This window comes from Pseudooceanicola batsensis HTCC2597 (assembly GCF_000152725.1).
Taxonomy (GTDB): Bacteria; Pseudomonadota; Alphaproteobacteria; order Rhodobacterales; family Rhodobacteraceae; genus Pseudooceanicola; species Pseudooceanicola batsensis.
Map to the genome: position 1 here is coordinate 84,650 of NZ_AAMO01000008.1, position 17,281 is coordinate 101,930.

9 protein-coding genes are annotated in these 17,281 nt (G+C 65.8%); 5 read left to right on the plus strand and 4 right to left on the minus strand.

Translation table 11 applies throughout. The annotated features are described in order from the left end of the window. Positions 1-81 precede the first annotated feature (81 nt). Positions 82-2,595, minus strand: coding sequence for a hybrid sensor histidine kinase/response regulator (locus OB2597_RS01745; protein WP_161601021.1), 2,514 nt, complete (start codon positions 2,593-2,595; stop codon positions 82-84). Positions 2,596-3,000: 405 nt separating this feature from the next. On the opposite strand from OB2597_RS01745, the gene OB2597_RS01750 reads away from it, so the two are divergent. The 5 genes from OB2597_RS01750 to OB2597_RS01770 all read left to right on the plus strand — a co-directional run bounded on the left by OB2597_RS01750 (position 3,001) and on the right by OB2597_RS01770 (position 13,994). Further along, positions 3,001-3,621 (plus strand): response regulator, encoded by a 621-nt coding sequence (locus tag OB2597_RS01750; RefSeq protein ID WP_040608891.1) that lies wholly within the window; start codon positions 3,001-3,003, stop codon positions 3,619-3,621. 405 nt (positions 3,622-4,026) lie between these two features. Beyond that, positions 4,027-4,539: a hypothetical protein gene (locus OB2597_RS01755; RefSeq protein ID WP_009803785.1), complete on the plus strand. Its 513-nt coding sequence runs from the start codon at positions 4,027-4,029 to the stop codon at positions 4,537-4,539. A 46-nt stretch (positions 4,540-4,585) separates the two neighbouring features. Beyond that, on the plus strand, positions 4,586-7,216 hold the full coding sequence (locus tag OB2597_RS01760; protein ID WP_009803786.1) for a beta strand repeat-containing protein: 2,631 nt from the start codon (positions 4,586-4,588) through the stop codon (positions 7,214-7,216). 100 nt (positions 7,217-7,316) lie between these two features. After that, entirely contained in the window at positions 7,317-13,097 is a 5,781-nt protein-coding gene (locus OB2597_RS01765) for a DUF11 domain-containing protein (RefSeq protein WP_009803787.1), read from the plus strand. Positions 13,098-13,283: 186 nt separating this feature from the next. Continuing rightward, positions 13,284-13,994 (plus strand): lysozyme family protein, encoded by a 711-nt coding sequence (locus tag OB2597_RS01770; protein WP_009803788.1) that lies wholly within the window; start codon positions 13,284-13,286, stop codon positions 13,992-13,994. Between the two features lie 30 nt (positions 13,995-14,024). On the opposite strand, the gene OB2597_RS01775 is transcribed toward OB2597_RS01770, so the two are convergent. The 3 genes from OB2597_RS01775 to OB2597_RS01785 all read right to left on the minus strand — a co-directional run bounded on the left by OB2597_RS01775 (position 14,025) and on the right by OB2597_RS01785 (position 17,274). Further along, the gene (locus tag OB2597_RS01775; protein WP_009803789.1) at positions 14,025-15,233 is read right to left on the minus strand and encodes a cytochrome P450; all 1,209 of its coding nucleotides are present in this window, start codon (positions 15,231-15,233) and stop codon (positions 14,025-14,027) included. Between the two features lie 4 nt (positions 15,234-15,237). After that, the gene (locus OB2597_RS01780; protein WP_009803790.1) at positions 15,238-16,020 is read right to left on the minus strand and encodes an SDR family NAD(P)-dependent oxidoreductase; all 783 of its coding nucleotides are present in this window, start codon (positions 16,018-16,020) and stop codon (positions 15,238-15,240) included. An 84-nt stretch (positions 16,021-16,104) separates the two neighbouring features. Next, positions 16,105-17,274 carry a zinc-dependent alcohol dehydrogenase gene (locus OB2597_RS01785; protein WP_009803791.1) on the minus strand — a complete coding sequence of 390 codons (1,170 nt, stop codon included), beginning with the start codon at positions 17,272-17,274 and terminating at the stop codon, positions 16,105-16,107. Positions 17,275-17,281 lie beyond the last annotated feature (7 nt).

Consider the following 17,281-nt stretch of genomic DNA (forward strand, 5'->3'; position numbering starts at 1 on the left):
TACCGGGCCGCGGGGAACCGCAAGCCGCCGTCGCTGGCGGCGGTGCGCGACCCCCGGAGGCGTGGCGGCCGCACCGCGACGCTACTGGAGGATCCGCTGCCGCCAGGCGAACTGCGTGCGCTCCCAGATGATCGGGATGTCCTGCACCAGCGTCATCGCCGCCTCTGTTTGACCGGTCTTGCACGCGGTTTCGATCTCCTGCAGCACCGCGTGCATCCGGCGCGCCCCGAACATGCCGCACATGCCGGCGATGGCATGCGATCGGGTCTGGATGTCGTCGCGGGTTCTGGCATCCGTCAGGGACGGCAGTTCGTCGTTCATCTTGTCGATGAGCGTCGCGATGCGTTCAGTCAGCCGATCCCGGCCGAGGACATCCAGAAGCTGGGAGATCTGGGCGCTGTCGATGAATTCCGCGGAGGCCGCGCTGCCCGAGGGGAGTGCCGGAGCGGAATCCTCGGGCGGGGCGCCGTCGATCCCGTCGAGAACCTGTCTCAACTCGGACATCTTGACCGGTTTTCGCAGAATTCCGTTCATTCCGGCAGCGGTGAATTCATTCCGTTCATGCGGCAATGCATGCGCCGTGAAGGCGATGATGGTTGCGCCACGGTTCGGCCCGTCGCCGGCGCGGATCGCCCGCGTCGCCTGAACGCCGCTTGTGCCTGGCATCGAGATATCCATCAGGATCGCGTCGAACCGATGGCGCGAGGAGATCGCTATGGCCTCCTGCCCTCCGGAGGCGAGTTCGGCGGAATGGCCGAGACGACCCAGCATCGCCGAAAGCAGGTCGCGGTTAATTTCGTTGTCGTCGACCACGAGCAGACGGAAGGGCCCGGCCCCCCCGAAGCTCTGGCCATCGGACGGGACAGGAAGAACCGCCGCCGCCTCGGCATAAACGGCCGGAATGTCGAACCAGAAGGCCGACCCTTCGCCGAGCTCCGAGGTACAGCGGATCTCGCCCCCCAGACTTTCGACGAGTCGGCGCACGATCCCCAGGCCGAGCCCCGTGCCGCCGGTGCGGCGTTCATACCGATTGTCCAGCGATACGAAATCCTCGAAAACCCTGGAAATCTGTTCGGCCTCGATGCCTTTGCCATTGTCGGTCACCCGGAACTCGATGCGGTCTGCCGTGCCGGAGTTCCGGACGGGGCCGACCTTCAGCGTGACGTCGCCACCGGGCGAGAACTTGATCGCATTGCTGATCAGATTGACCAGTATCTGCTGGATCGCGCGGGGGTGAGAGAGGACCGGCCGGTTCCCGAGGCCGCTTCGGTCGAAATGCAGGCGCACGTCGTTGGTGTGCGCCAGAGGCTCCATCATGTCGATCAGATCCGAGGTCAGCGCGCTCAGATCGCAGGGCACAAGGTTGCGGCCCGACGCGCCGGTCTCGATCTTCTCGATCGCGAGCACGTTGTCGATGTGCTCGAGAAGGATGTCGCCAGAGCTGGTCGCCGCGTCCAGGTATCTCCTCTGTTCGCGGTCGAGGGGGGTGTCCCCCAGCAATTGCAGGGCCGAGAGCACGCCGTTCAGCGGCGTCCGCATCTCATGGCTGACCATTGCGAAGAAACGGGATTTCTCGCGATAAGCCTCGAGCGCGGCTTCGTGCGCCTCGACCAGTTCGGCCTCTCTCTCCTTTTTTTCGGTGATGTCGCGGATGTAGGCCACGAAGATGGTCCTTTCCTCGGACCGGCTGATCGAGATCGAGACCTCGCCCGGAAAGGTGCGCCCGCTGCGGTCCAGCATCGTGAATTCATGCCGGCCGGTTTCGGCGAAGGTCGTCTCGCCCGTTTCGCGGAACCGCTGCAGCGCCTTTTCCTGCTCTCCCCGCCGGTCGGCAGGAAGCAGGGTTTCCAGAAAACTTTCGCCGATCACCTCGTCCCGGGTGAAGCCGAATATCGCCTCGGCCGACCCGCTGTACTCACGGATGTCGCCTTGGTCGTCGATGACCAGAACGGCGTCCAGCGAGCCTCTCAGCGTCGTCTCAAGTCCGCGCCGGATCGTCTCGGCGGCCTGGGTGGTGCGTTCTACGGTCCGGGCCTGGCGGTGAAGTCGCGCGATGCTGCGGGCGAGCGCGAGGGTCACCGACAGAACCACCAACACCAGCAGTTCGAGCATGGTGATGAGACGCTGCCGTTCCTCTTCGGCAGTGTCGGCTGAGGCCGAGATCGCGTCGCGCGCGATATCGCCGGGCAGACCGCCCAGCGTCGTGAGCCGGGTCTGCAGGTCGTCCAGGCCGGCCAAGAGAGCCTCGTCCGAACCGCGGAACAGGGCGACCTCGTCGTCCAGTCCCGACCGCAGCCGGGCGCCGCCGGGATCGGTTGCGCCAAGCCCCTCCATCTCCTCGATCAGCGAGGCGCGGCTGTAGAAAATGTCGAATTGCTTGCGCAGGTCGTCCAGAGCCGGGGGGCCAACCTCACGCGTCTGGTCGATGGCGCGATCCAGCCTGAGATAGTCCCCTTCGAGCTGGAAATAGGCCCAGGCCTCCGCGTCATGACCGGCCCGCGCCAGATCGCCGATCCGGCTCCAGACATCGAGCACGAGGAAGCCGGCCAGAGCCATCCCCAGAGCGATGGCCGGCACCATGATCTTTCTGTACAAGCTCCTGTCCCCGGTCATGCGGGCCTCCGGCCAGATGCCGTATTCATGGTCGGAAAGGTTCAACACTACCTTAACTCCTATCGGATCATCGGCCGGACCGACCGGAAGTGGCGGAATTCGGATCGACAATTCATGCCGTTGGCATCCAAAGGAATGATCCCGTCCCGCCTGTTTCGCAGGCCGCGTCGCGCCATGATCTCACTCCTCAGACAGGTTATGATTCCCCGAGATTAGATCGCCACGCCGAAAAAATGGCATGGGCATGCGGTTGGCCGACATATCCGTACGTATGGATTAAACTCTTAAGTATTCGATCCGTGACTTGAATGCCTGCGCTGCCGTACATGGGGGCAGCTTGACGCCCCCCCGGCGCAAGACCGGGTTGAACAGATCGGAGGTTTTCCCATGTCCTTGAGGGTTCTTATTGCAGATGACCACGACATGGTGCGCGAGACGATCGCGATGTTTCTCGATTCCGACGGCACCACCACCACCAAGGCCACCAGCAACCTGGCCGAGGCCGTCGAGGTCATCCGCACGGGGGAGCCGTTCGACCTCGTCCTGCTCGACTACTCCATGCCCGGGATGAAGGGGTTGGAGGGTTTGAAGGCCGTCCTGGAGATCAACGAAGGACGTCCCGTCGGGCTGCTCTCGGGGACCGCCACCCGTCTCATCGCCGAGCAGGCGATGGAGATGGGCGCCACCGGCTTCCTGCCCAAGACACTGCCCGCCAGGTCTCTGATCAATGCCGTCCGCTTCATGGCCGCGGGCGAGATTTATGCGCCCGTCGGATTTATCTCGGGCAAGGAGGATACAGAGGAGACGGATTTCGAACGGGATCTGTCGCAAAGGGAAAGACAGGTGCTGCGTGGTCTGATGTGCGCCAGATCGAACAAGGAGATCGCCCGGGACCTCGAGCTGCAGGAAGTGACAATCAAACTGCACGTCAAGACCCTCTGCCGCAAGCTCGACGCGAGAAACCGCACCGACGCCGCCATGATCGCCCGCGACGCCGGGTTCAGATAACCGCCATTCCGGCTGACAGAGCCTTTCGGACCCGGTGGCCCTTGCCGCCGGGTCTTTCCCTTTGTCGATGTCATCGCGGTTTCTTCGGCCGTACACGCACACTCCCGAAATGAAGTACGGCACACCTGCCGAGAATCCAGGCGTTAATTACAAATCGTCCGTATTTAAGCTAAAACTGGCCAGAGCGCCACATTAATTCCAGAGCCCTCTCTTGACGACATTACCCTGGCTCTTCGGTAGGAAACGTATCCAATAGGTTATTTCCATGCCTACCTGGTTTCATTCTTAGCCTTCTGGGCGACTGAAAAAACAGGCTTCCCCGTGGAATATCGGTTCATGGCGCGCCATTTCGGCGTGCGCTGAACGCAACCGCCGGATTCGTCCGGCCAATCAGGGAAGACAGCAATGTTCAACTACCTCCCCAGGATTACCCGCATCATTCCGGCGGTCATTGCCAGCTCGCTGCTGGGTGCCGCCGCGCAGGCCGACGCGCTGACCAGCAACTTCTCGTATCGCATCGTGCAGCCGGCGGCGGATGGCGGCGAGGAGCTCATCGAGAGGTCCTCGGTCCGGCCCGGCGAGGTGATCCAGTACCGCATTCGCCACGAGAACGTATCCGACGAGGGCCTGTCGGGCATCGTGGTGATGGCGCGGGTTCCGCAGGGCGCATCCATGACGTTCGGCGCCCAATCGACCTCGGTTCCCGCCGTTTTCGAGGTTCAGGCCGAGATGGACCCGGAACAGGACGGGCTCGAATGGTCGAGCCTCCCCGCGATGCGCCGGGTCGCCGGGGCCGACGGCCGGATGACCCAGGAGCCGCTTCCCGAATCCGAAGTGACCGCCGTTCGGTGGGTCCTCACCGAACCCCTGCCCGCGGGGGAAAGCGCACTGAACACCTATCGCGTGCGCGTGAACTGAACGCCCTTCAATCCCCTGCACAAGGTGCAGAACAAGGAGACCTGACATGACTTTCCCCTACCTGCGATCGGCGAGCGTGATCGCCCTGACGGCCGCCATCGGCACCGCGGTCTACGCCGCGCCCGAGGCGGGCTCGGTCATCGGCAACCAGGCCGTCGCGACCTACACCAACTCCAACGGCGACACGATCACCGTCACCTCGAATACAGTGGAAACCGTGGTGCAGCAGGTGGCCGGCGTCACGCTGACCTCGGACAACAGCGAAACCATCGCCCCCGGCGGCAAGGCCTTTCTGCCGCATATCATCACCAACGACGGCAACGGTCCCGACGCCTTCGGTCTGACCGCTGTCGAGAACAATAGCGGCGCGCTGGATACGACCGCGCTGGTGATCTATCCGGACGCCAACATGGACGGGGTGGCCGACAGCGCGACGCCGATCACCGACACCCCGACCCTGGCACCGGGCGAACAGTTCGGCATCGTGATCGAAGCCTCGGTGGCCTCGACCGCAACCGGATCGGACACCATCCTGGTGACTTCGGTCTCGGCGCTGGACGGGACGATCTCGGACACCAACACCGACACGCTGACCGTCTCGAACGACGCCATCGTGGAACTGATCAAATCGATGACCGCCGATGCCGCATCAGGCGGCAACCCCGGCATCGTCGATGCCGGCGACACGGTCACCATCACCCTCACCTACTCCAGCACCGGCCTCGCGGCGGCGAACAATTATGTCGTGCAGGACGTACTGGACGGCAACCTCGTCTATGTCCCCGGCTCGGCCCGCTGGTCGGACGCCGCCGTCCCGCTGGACGACAACAACGCCACGACGGCCGTCGATGCGACCAACGGTGGCGGCGACACCATCGCCTGGGACTATGACGACGCCCAGACGGTGAACTTCACCCTGTCCTCGGTGGGATCCGGCCGTTCGGGAAGCGTGACATTCCGGGCCGTGGTCGCCAATACCGCGAATGCCGGCCTCGTCACCAACACCGCCACGCAGGAGGTGAACGGCACAGCCTTCCCGCCATCGAACACCGCCTCGATCATGGTGGACAACCAGTACCAGATCGCCGTGGCCGACACCGCCATCAACTCGGACGGGACACCGAACGGTGCCGTGACCTCCGCCACGGATGACGACGCTGCCAGCAACGATATCGTTACCGAAACCGGCGATGTCTACCAGGGCGGCACGATCCGTCAGGAATTCGTGCTGACCAACCTCTCGAACGAGGCGGACAGCCTCCAGCTGGCCGTGTCCAACGTCGATTTCCCGGCCGGCACGACCTTCCGGTTTGTCGGCGCGGACGGCGTGACGCCGGTCGTCGGGTCGGTCGGGCCCCTGGCCATCGGCGAAAGCACCCGCGTCACCCTGGTCGCGACGCTGCCGACCGATGTGGCGCCGACGGCGACCACCAACTACACCGCGACCATCACCACGACCTCAGACGGTTCGGGCGTCACCGATACCTCGACCGCAGAATTCTCGGGCGCGGTGCTGGCGGCCTCGGTCGATCTCGAGAACGCCATTCTGGGTCAGGAAGGCGACGGCGCGAACCCCACCAACGCGGGCAATCCCTGGGTTACCCGCAACGCAGATCCGGCTGAGCCCGTCGTGTTCGACATGCTCGTGCAGAACGAAGGGCCGGTGGCCGACAGTTACAACCTGTCCCTGGCACAGCCGCTGCCCAGCGGCTGGACTGTGGAGTTCCTGTTGCCTGACGGCACATCCGCGACCAATACCGGCACCATCCCCTCTGCGGGAAGCCGGGCGGTCCAGGTGGTCGTGACCCCGGCGGACGGCGCCGCACCCGGCGACACCCCGGTGGAAATCGCGCTGGTCTCCTCGGTCTCGGGACAGGGCGACAGCATCCTCAACCGGATCACGGTCAACGAGATCTACAACGTCGGGATCATCGAGGACCAGAGCGTTCAGGCCGCGCCGGGTGGTGTCGTCGACATTCTCCATACGGTCACGAACACCGGCAACGTGGCGATCACCGAAGGGGCGATCACCGAAAGCGGATTGTCGAATTTCTCGGGGGCCATCATCTGGGACCAGAACGGCAACGGCGCGATCGAACCCTCCGAACCGGTGATCGACAACTTCAACGATCTAACCGACGGCCTGGGGGTCGGAACGAACGGGCTTGCACCGGGTGACAGCTTCTCGCTCATCTATCGGGTGCAGACGCCGTCGACCGCGACGACCGGGGTACCCGAGGTCGGGACCGTGGCGCTCGCCACATCGCTCAACGGTGCCACGGCGACCGATGCCGACGCTGCGGACAACGCGGTCGAGGACCGGATCGTGATCATCACCGGCGACATGACGCTGACCAAGTACCAGTACATCGACGCCAATTGCGACGGCACGGTCGGCACCTTCACCAAGAACCGCGAAAATGTCGAACCCGGACAGTGCATCCGCTATCTGATCGAAGCCGAGAACACCGGGTCCGCCGCTGCGGATGCCGTGACCATCTCGGACGCGGCCCCGGCCTATACGGCCATCACCAACTGCGGCGGCGCCTGTTCGGAAACCCTGTTCCCGGGCACCAGCACCGCCACCGTCACGCCCTCCAGCATTTCCAGCGACCATGGTTCGGTCCTGCCTGGCGGGTTCGCAAGGCTCGAGTTCACCGTCCGCGTGAGCAACTGAGCCTGACCGGGCGCCTTCGGGATTTCTCCCTCATCCACCCGAGGGCGCCCATTTTCTTCCCGATTTTTTCCCCGAGCCGGCAAGCCAGAGGAGCAGGCTGATGCGCAGTTTTCTTCCCCGCCTCGTCAGGGTCGCCGCAGTTCTGGCCTATCCTTCCCTGCCTGCGGTTCTTCTGTCGATGCCCACCCTTGCGCAGAGCCAGGCCCCCGCCGGCATGATCATCCGCAATGTCGCCGAAACGACGTATTTCAACACGGCACTCGGCATCGTCGAAACCGTCAGATCCAACCCGGTCGAAGCGACGGTCTCCGCGGTCTACGACCTGACCGTACAGGGGGTTTCCGATCTTACCCTCACGCGGGGCGCCATTGCCCGCTACCATTTCGACGTGACGAACACCGGCAATACAGCGGTGGATGTGGCGATGCGCCTGACAGATAGCCAGGCCGCGGAGTTGATCCGTGACCGACGTCTCTTTGTCGATATCAACTCCAACGGCACGATCGACGCGAGCGATGAGCCGCTGACCATGGTGGCCAGCGCGGTTTTCGAGCCCGGTGAGACACGACATCTGATCTACGAATTCACCGTCTCGAACCTGGCAGAGCCCGACGATCGGCTGGAATCGACGCTGATCGCCGAGCTTCTGCCCGCCTCGGCAGGGGACCAAGGCTCCCAAGTCCCACCGAGCGTCGTCGCCAGTTCCGCCGGCCCGGCACCGTCCGAGACGGCTTTCGGCGTCACCCGGATCGTTACCGGAACCGTCGAGCTGGAAAAGTTCCAGGCCGTGCGGACCGCGCCCGGTGCGGCTGACACGATCATCGAATACGGCCTGCTCTTGCGGAACAATTCCGAAACGCCCCTGTCCGGCGCCACTGCAACCGACCGCTCTGCACTGAGGATCGACGGCAGCGCCGTCAACGGGATCATCCTTCGCGACGAAATTCCGTTGAACACCGTGTTCGAAACGGTCGTGGACAGCGGCGGAACCGTGCCGATCTACCATCGCCGCGGCGACGCGGAAGAGGAGTATTCCAGCCGCCCGCCCGCTCCGGAGCAGGTGGATGCCATCGCCTTTTTCGTGGCTGGCGTGCCCGTCGGGCAATCCGTCGACCCCCGGTTCACCGTGCGGGTGCCCGATGTGCTGGGCAGCGTCGACATCGCAAACACGGCGGAAAGTTTCCTGGACGGCACCCTGTCCGCAGCCGGTGTGCGGTCGAATACCACCCTTTATCAGCGGGATCGCGCGACCGGGGGACGGTTGACCTTTGTCGATCCGGCGACTGCGACCGACGCCGCCACGGCGTCGCCCGGCACCGACACCAGCCTGCACCTGACGTCCGCCTCCTGCAATCTGACCGCAACCGCGGACCGGGTGACGATCTCGATCCGCAGCACCTTGACCGGCGATGTCGAGACGCTGTCCGCCGTCGAGACAGGCGCCAACACGGGCCATTTCGTCACCGCCGCGCTGCCGCTGACACGGATGGGCGGTGCGGTTCCGGGAGATCAGGTCATGGCGACCGAACCGGGCGATCGGCTGATCGCCGAAGCCAGCTGCGGCCCCCATGCGCTTGGCGATGTCCTGCTGGTCGATCCCGGCAACTTCGTCTTCGATTCGCTCAACAACGCGCCGGTCGAGGGTATCTCCGTCGCCCTTCTGAACGGCGTCACGGGCCGGGAGGTGGGTCGCACCGTCACGGATGCGCGGGGCTATTTCACGTTCGGTACCGTCGCCGCGGGCGAGTATCGGTATGCGGTGCTTGACGCGCCGGAATGGGAGTTCCCGACCGTCCGCGCCGCGTTCCCGGGATTCGGCCGCATCGTGGCCGGTGCGGGCCGCGGCAATGCATTCACCCATGGGGGCGGCGCGCTGGTGGTCTCGGACATTCCGGTCGATCCGCACTACCCGATGCCGCTGTCGATCAGCAAACGCGCCGACCGGGATCAGGTCTCGCATGGCGAATTCATGGAATATACCCTCACCCTGACCAACAACATGCACCAGGCCCTGGTCGCGGCCGAGCTTCTGGATCGCGCGCCCTTCGGGGCCGAACTGGTCGCGGGGTCGGTGCGCCTGGATGGCGAGGTTCTGGGCGATCCACGCCGCTCGGCCTCGGGCGACCTGATTCATGATCTCGGCACGATCGGCCCCCTCTCCAGCCGGGAGTTGAGCTATGTGCTTCAATTCACCGCGGCCGCCCGCGAGGGACGAAACGAAAACGCCGCAATCCTGGCCGGACGTCAGGCGGGCACGGGGGTCCTGCGCCAGTCGGTCGTCGCGCGCTCTGTCGTGCGGCTGGGCAACTCCGGCGGCGTCTTCGCCCGCGAGGGCACCGTCGTCGGTTCGGTTTTCATGGATTGCGACGGCAACGGGATCCGCGGTGATCACGACGAGCCGGGGATCCCAGGGGTGCGGATCGTCACCCAGGAGGGGCTGTCGGTCGTCACCGATATCGACGGCAAATACTCCCTCTACGGTCTGCGCCCGGTCACCCATGCTCTGGTGGTGCAAAACGAAACCCTGCCCGCGGGCACCGCTGTTCGCGTGACCCGCACCAACGATCTGCGCCGCGGCGGTTCGCGGATCGTGCCGCTGCGGCGGGGAGAGATGCGGGCCGAGCATTTTGCCGTGGCCGCCTGTTCATCCGCGGCCATGGCGGAAGTCGAGAAACGCAAGCTGCGCTTCCGGGAACACTCCGGTCCCCGCTCGCTGACCGCCGCCGACCTGCCGATCGAGGCCTCCCGCGCGCCCGCCCGGTCGTCGCGCAGCGAAAGCGGCATCGCGACCACCACCCAGCTGACCCCGCGCATGGTCTCCGGAACCGGCGCCGAACCCGCGCCGTCGCTGCAGGAAAGCTCGGCCGCGTCGGTTCGTCGGCAGCCACTCGAAACGGTCGTGCGGACGCTCGACAATGCGCCCGGCTTCGTCGATCTGGAGGAGGGCCAGACCCTGCCCCGCCGCAAGCTGAACGTGCGCATCAAGGGCAAGGCGGATCTCGCGCTGTCGCTGCTGGTCAACGGCAAGGCGCAGGGCGCGGACCGGGTGGGCGAACGCAGCACCTGGGACAAGCGCAACGTGCAGGCGCTGGAGTTTGTCGCCGTGTCGCTGCAGCCCGGGCCCAACAGCCTGACCCTGATCGGCCGGGACAGCTTTGGCATCGAACGCGTGCGCCAAGAAATCGCCGTCACCGCGCCCGGCGATCCGGCCCGGTTGGAAATCGTGGTGGCCGACAGCGCCCCCGCCAACCCCGCCTCTTTCGTGCCGGTCGTCGTTCGCGTGCTGGACGCCCGGGGCCTGCCGGTTCCGGCCTCGGGGACGGTCACGCTTGGCACGCGCAGCGCCACCTGGGACGTCACCGACATCCGCCCCGGCGTACCCGGCATCCAGGCCTATATCGACAACGGAGAAGCGACCTTCGCCCTGACCCCGCCGCAGGTCTCGGGACCCGATCTGCTGACGGTCTCGGGCTCTTTCGGGAAGGCCGAGGCCCGGATCACCTTTACCCCCGATCTCGAGGAACGGTTGATGGTCGGCGTCATCGAGGGCGCGGTGGCCTTGGGCGGCGGTGGCGCGAACGTCTTGCCGCAGGGCCGGTTCAGCCACTTCGAGGACACGGCAGAGGGCCTGCGCGGCGAGCTCTATCTCAAGGGGGCGATCCGGGGCGATGCCCTCCTGACGTTGCGCTACAGTTCCGATCGAGACACCGAGGACAGGCTGTTCCGCGATATCCGGGGCGATGAATACTACCCCGTCTACGGGGACAATTCCGAACGCGGTGCCGATGCCCAGTCCTCGGGCAACCTTTTCGTCAAGGTCGAACGGGGCCGGTCCTACATGCTCTACGGCGATATCGCCATCGAACCGGAATCCAGCGCCTTCAGGCTGGACGGTCTGCGGCGCATGACCACCGGCACCAAGGCGCACTGGGAGAACGACCGGGTCTCGGTCACCGTCTTCGCCGCGCGCACCGCCCAGGAACAGCGCATCGTCGAGTTCGCCGGTCGCGGCGTCTCGGGCCCCTACGACCTGGATCTCGGCGCCTATGTCGACGGATCGGAACGGGTCGAGATCCTGGTGCGCGACAGGCGCAGCGGCACTGTCCTGTCCGCCACGCCGCTGCGTCGCGGCACCGGCTATCTTCTGGACTTCTTCCGCAACTCGATCACCTTCGACGAGCCGGTGCGCCAGGCCGATCCCGAAGGCAACCCCGTCTCCGTCCGTATCACCTACGAGCTAGAGGAGGCCGGGGCCGAGCGCTACTGGCTATATGGAGGAGAGGTCAGCTACGCTCTTTCCGACGCAACGACGGTCGGCGCCCGCACTGTCCATGCCGACGCCCCGCGCGGCAATCCGGCACGCGAGAGGCTGCAGTCCGCCTACATCCGCCACGATCGCGGCCCGGGCGGCGTCTGGGAGGCGGAAGTGGCGCGGTCGGAGGACGCGCAAGGTGCCACCGGCATGGCGGCCCGGCTAAGCTATGATTATGTCTCGGAAACCGAACGGCTGCGGCTGGAAGCGATCCATGCCGAGGTGAATTTTGTGGCCCGTGGCGGCAGTGCGAGCGCGGGCAAGACCCGGGTCAGGCTGGAATACGGGCTCAAGATCGACCGGGACTCCGATCTCGCGGTCGCGGCCGAGTGGACTCGGGACCGGATCGGCAAAACCGACCGGCTGATCGTCGACGGCCTCTATTCACAGCGGCTGACCGCAAACCTGCGCGCCGAACTGGGCGCAGAATACGAGATGGCGCGGCGCGACGGCGCGATCAGCGACAGCGCGGCATTGATCCTGGGCGCACAGTGGACCCCGCAGGACCGGCCGAACACTTCGATCGAGGCGCGCCTGCGCTATCCGCTGGGCGGCCGCGACCGTGCGCCGGAACTAACCCTGGGCATGTACCGCGAGCCCGAGCAGGGGTGGCGCGCGTATAACGAGGTCCGGCTGACCTTCCGCGACAAGATCCTGTTCTCGGATTCCCGTCTCGGCTTCTCCTACCGGCCGGCCGATTGGCTGACGGGCCGGACCGAGTTCTCGCGCGGGGTCGGTAAGGACGATACCAGAATGCACCACGCGCTGTCCTTCGCCTGGGCGCCGAGCGAACGGGTCGCGGTCGATCTGGACCTCGAGCATACCAGGCTGGTCGAAACCAACGAGGCCCTGCTGACCTCGATCGCCCTCGGCGGAAAATGGGCCTCCTCCGACGGGGTCTGGGTGGGCGATGCGGATCTCGAGGCGACCTTCGAGCCGTCCGGGCAGACCTATTATGCCGGTATCGGTCTTGCCGCCGAACTGAGCGACGACGTCACGCTTCTGGCCAGAAGCCGCCTTGCGCTGGACCACCGCGACGGCAATCGTCACGCCCGCATGAGAACGCGCGCGGGGGTGGCCTATCGTCCCGTCTCCGACCCGCGGCTGGACGTTCTTGCCTGGTACGAACATCGTCTGGAACAGCGGGCGGGCCGCAGCGAGTCGCATCTGTGGCCGGTCGATGCCGCCTACGAGGCGACAGATGACCTTCGGCTGAACGGCAAGTATGCGGGTCAGTACAATCGCTATCGTTCCAGCTCGGGCACCTCTGCCGCCTCTCTGACGCAGCTGCTTCAGGCGGGTCTGAATTACGAGTTCATGGACGACCGGTTCCAGGTCGGGCTGAATGCGGCGCATCTGTGGGATAACGCCGGACATTCAGCCACCGGCTTCGGCGCCGAGATCGGGTTCTCCCCGAGCGAGGGCACCCTGCTTTCCCTGGGCTACAACCGGGTCAACCGCCGGGTTCCGGGCATGACGGGCCTCTATCAGGACGGGTTCCACATCCGCTTCACGGTCCTGCTCGACACTTCGCTCTGGTCGCGGCTGGACGGTTTCCTGGACGGCTGAGGCCGGTCCGGCCGTTCGGCCCCTATCCCTCAGAAGATCTGCGCGACCGATACCGAAGGGGCCCCTATGCCTTCCGGCAAGCCTCTTATCCTTTCGAGGCGTCCGGGTGCCTTCCTGCGACGGTGCCGGCCCGGCAGCAGACGGTCAGAATGCCGATAGAAGACTGGAGTCACATGGAGATTCGGGATGATGACGAAGGCAAAACTGGCGCTTGCCACGCTGATCTGTCTGGCTGCCGGCCACCCCGCCCAGGCACAGAGCCTGACCAGCACCAGAAACGCTTCGCCCGAGGCGGTCAGCTTCCTGCTTTTCCCGCCGGGACCGGCCGACCGGATCCGCCTGGCCGTTCCGGCTCCTCGATCCGTCAAAGCCACAGGTGTCGCCCGACGTTCGGTGGTATTCACCGGAACCCCAGCACGCAAGCTCAAGCAGCTGATCGGCCATGTGGATGCGGGCAGAATGGATTACGACGCGGTGCAACATGGCGCCCGGATCCGCCCGGCCCGCCGCCCAACCCGGATGACCATTCGAGAAATCTTCGACTGGATAGACCGTACGCCGGGCCAGCCGCACGCCATCGGCCGGTATCAGTTCATCCCCCCGACGCTGCGCAGCGTCGTGCGACAGGCGGGCGTCGGCGTGGATACCGTCTTTTCGCCCGAGGTCCAGGACCGGCTGGCCGATATCCTGCTGGCCGATGCCGGTTTTCATGAATTTCAGAGTGGTCAGATAGCACGTAAACGCTTCATGGAAAACCTCGCCCGCATCTGGGCCGCCTTCCCCACCTCGACCGGCCGGTCGCATTACCACGGCATCGCCGGCAACCGCGCCGTCATCAGCTGGCAGGAATTCGAGATGCACATGCGGCAGATATTTCAGTCGTCGACGGGGGCGTGATCGCAGCGGGACCGTGCGGCGCGGCACGGCCTAGGCGGGGGCGATGCGCATCCCGTCGGCGGGCCATGGGGGAAAGCGGCGGGTGGATATATCCAGGTCCTGCGGCGGCACCCGATAGCCCATGGAAGTCAGGGCCAGTATCGCCTCGGTGAGCAGGGCCATCGTCAGCCACTCGCCGGGACAGCGGTGGTCGAGGTGATAATCGCCGCCGCCCTGCGGGACCAGACGATCCGCCCGGGGGTCGCGATGACGGTCCGGCCGGAAGTCCCCGGGCGCGGGCCAGGCGGCGGAATCGTGGTTGGTGCCGTAGAGATCGAGAAGCAGCCAGTCCCCTTTCGCGAAGGCGGTGCCGCGCCAGTCGAAGGGCTGAAGCACGCGACCGCCAATGACCGGAAAGAAGGGATAGACGCGGCGGACCTCCTCGCCGAGCCGGTGCGCGTCGTCTTCGCCAACCGGTCCGGCCGGCGCCATGTGCACGTGCAGCGCATGCGCAGCGAAGACGACAAAGCGGGCGACGGCCACGATCGGCCTCAGCACGTTCAGAAGCTCGACCCCGGCCACGTCATCACGCAGCGCCTCGCCATCGGCATCCCGGTGCCGCGCGATGCGGGCGATCACGCTGTCGCCGCCGCCGCTCCGAGCCGTAAGGATCGTCTCGCGCGCCCAGCGTTCCGACCGGGCCCGCAGCCAGCGGGCGCGCAGATGCGACGGGCCGAGGCCGCCCGCCCCCTCGATCATCGCCGAGAGCTCTTCCGCGCGCTGCGCCACATCCGTTCCCTCGGGATCGATGCCGGACCAGCGCAGGGCCACGCGCGTCATCACCGGGGGAAGTTCGTCGCGGAGCGCGACGGTGCGGCCCCGCCATCCATCGGCAGCCGTCTGCCATTCCTCGGCCAGCAGGCGGCGGGCTTCGCCCAGCCTGTCGTCGCCCATCATGTCCATGAAGAGCGCCTTGCGCACGCGATGCGCCGACCCGTCCAGCGTCTGGACGCTGCCACGATCCTGCAGAAGCGCCACGACGCTGGCCGGCATGGCGCCGCGCCGGGTCATCCGGCCGGGACGATAGAACGCCCGCACCGCCTCGGGTCCGCGCATGCACGTCACCGGACGCAGCATGAGCCGCGTGCGGAATGCGGGCGCGCCGACCCTGTCGCAGCCGTTGCCCACAAAGCGATACCCCTCGCGGAAAAAGGCGAGCGTGCTGTCGACGCCGGGCAGGTCCGGGATGCCGGACGCCACGTGGTCAGCCCTCTTCCGGTTCCGCCATCCGGCGGTGCATCTGCGACAGCACCGTGTCGGGGAGAAGTCCGGAAAACGTCGCCTGCACCTTGTTCATGAAGCCGGTGACCACGCCGCTCTGGCCCTTCATCATCGCGTCATACCCCTTGCGCGCCACCATGGCCGGATCGTCCTTGTCGTCGTCCTTGCCGACGGGGGTGTCCTCCATGTCGGCGCGGTCGAAGAACTCGGTCTCGGTCGGGCCGGGCATCAGGCAGGTGACGGTGACGTCGCTCTCCTTCAACTCGTTCCGCATCGCGTAGGACAGGCTGTCGAGATAGGCCTTGGTGGCGTTGTAGACCGCGTGGAAGCTGCCCGGCATGAACCCCGCGATCGACCCGGTGACGAGGATCCGCCCGGTGCCCTGCCGCCGCAGCTTGCGACCCATACCGTGCAGCAGTTCGGTCGTGCCGGTGACGTTGAGGGCGATGACCTTGTGGATGTCGTCCAGATCCTGGTCGAGAAAGGCATCGCCGAGCCCGACACCGGCATTGGCGAAGAAATAATCCACGTGCCGGTCCCGGACCGTGTCGAGCAGCCGGGTCACACCGTCACTGCTGCCGAGGTCGGCGATCAGCGTATCCACCTCGGCGCCATCGGTCCGCAGGGTGCCGGCCACCGACTCCACCTCGGTCTCGTTGGCGACCAGCAGCAGATCGTGGCCCTCCTCGGCGCAGATGCGCGCCAGTTCGAGGCCGATGCCGGTGGAGGCTCCGGTTATGATGGCAAAGCGTTTCGTCTCGGTCATGTCGCGGGTCCTTCTGTTGCGGGGATCGGACGCACGCCGGCGCCGGACCACGACATGGCGCGGCCCGGCACCGGCATGAGCGTCTCAGGGGGTCAGGACCACCTTGGTCCATTCGTCCTGGCGGGAGTGGAAGTTCTCGTAGCCGCGCGGCGCCTCTTCCAGCGGCAGGCGGTGCGAGATCAGGAAGGTGGTGTCGATGTCGCCTTCCTGGATGCGGCGCAGCAGATCGTGGCTGTACTTCTGCACATGCGTCTGACCGGTGCGCCATTGCAGCCCCTTTTCCATGAAGGCGCCGGTCGGGAACTTGTCGAGAAAGCCGCCATAGACACCGGGCATCGAGATCCGGCCGCCCTTGCGCACCGCCATGATGGCCTCGCGCAGGACATGGCCGCGGTCGGCGCCGATGCCGACCTTCTGCTTGACCGTGTCCACCACGTTGTCCGGCGCCATGCCGTGGCTTTCCATTCCCACGGCGTCGATCACCGCGTCGGGACCGATGCCGCCGGTCATCTCGCGCAGCGCCTCGAGCACATGGGTGCGGCGATAGTCGATGACCTTGGCACCCAGCTTCCGGGCGAGGTCGAGCCTGTTGGGGTAGTGGTCGATGGCGATGACCTGGTGCGCGCCCATCAGAAGCGCGCTCTGAACCGCGAACAGGCCGACCGGACCGCAGCCCCAGACGGCGACGGTGTCACCCTCTTCGATGTCGCAGTTCTCGGCCGCCATCCAGCCCGTGGGCAGGATATCCGACAGGAACAGCACCTCCTCGTCGGAGGGCCCGTCGGGGATGACAATCGGTCCGACATCCGAGAACGGCACCCGGACGTATTCCGCCTGCCCGCCGGGATAGCCGCCGGTCAGATGCGAATAGCCGAAGAGACCTGACAGCGCCTCGCCATAGAGCGGCTCGGTCAGGTCCTGCTTCTCGGCCGGGTTGGAATTGTCGCAGGCCGAGTATTGCTGCTTCATGCAGTGAAAGCATTTCCCGCAGGAGATGGTGAAGGGCACCACCACCCGCTGGTCCTTTTTCAGGGTGCTGTCGCGCCCGGTTTCCACCACCCGTCCCATGAATTCATGGCCGAGGATGTCGCCGTTCATCACGCCGGGGATGACCCCGTCGTAGAGGTGCAGGTCCGAGCCGCAGATCGCGGTGGCGGTGATCTCGATGATCGCGTCGCGCGGATTGACGATCTCGGGATCCGGGACCGAGTCCACCCGCACGTCGTGTTTTCCGTGGTATGTCAGTGCACGCATTGTGCTG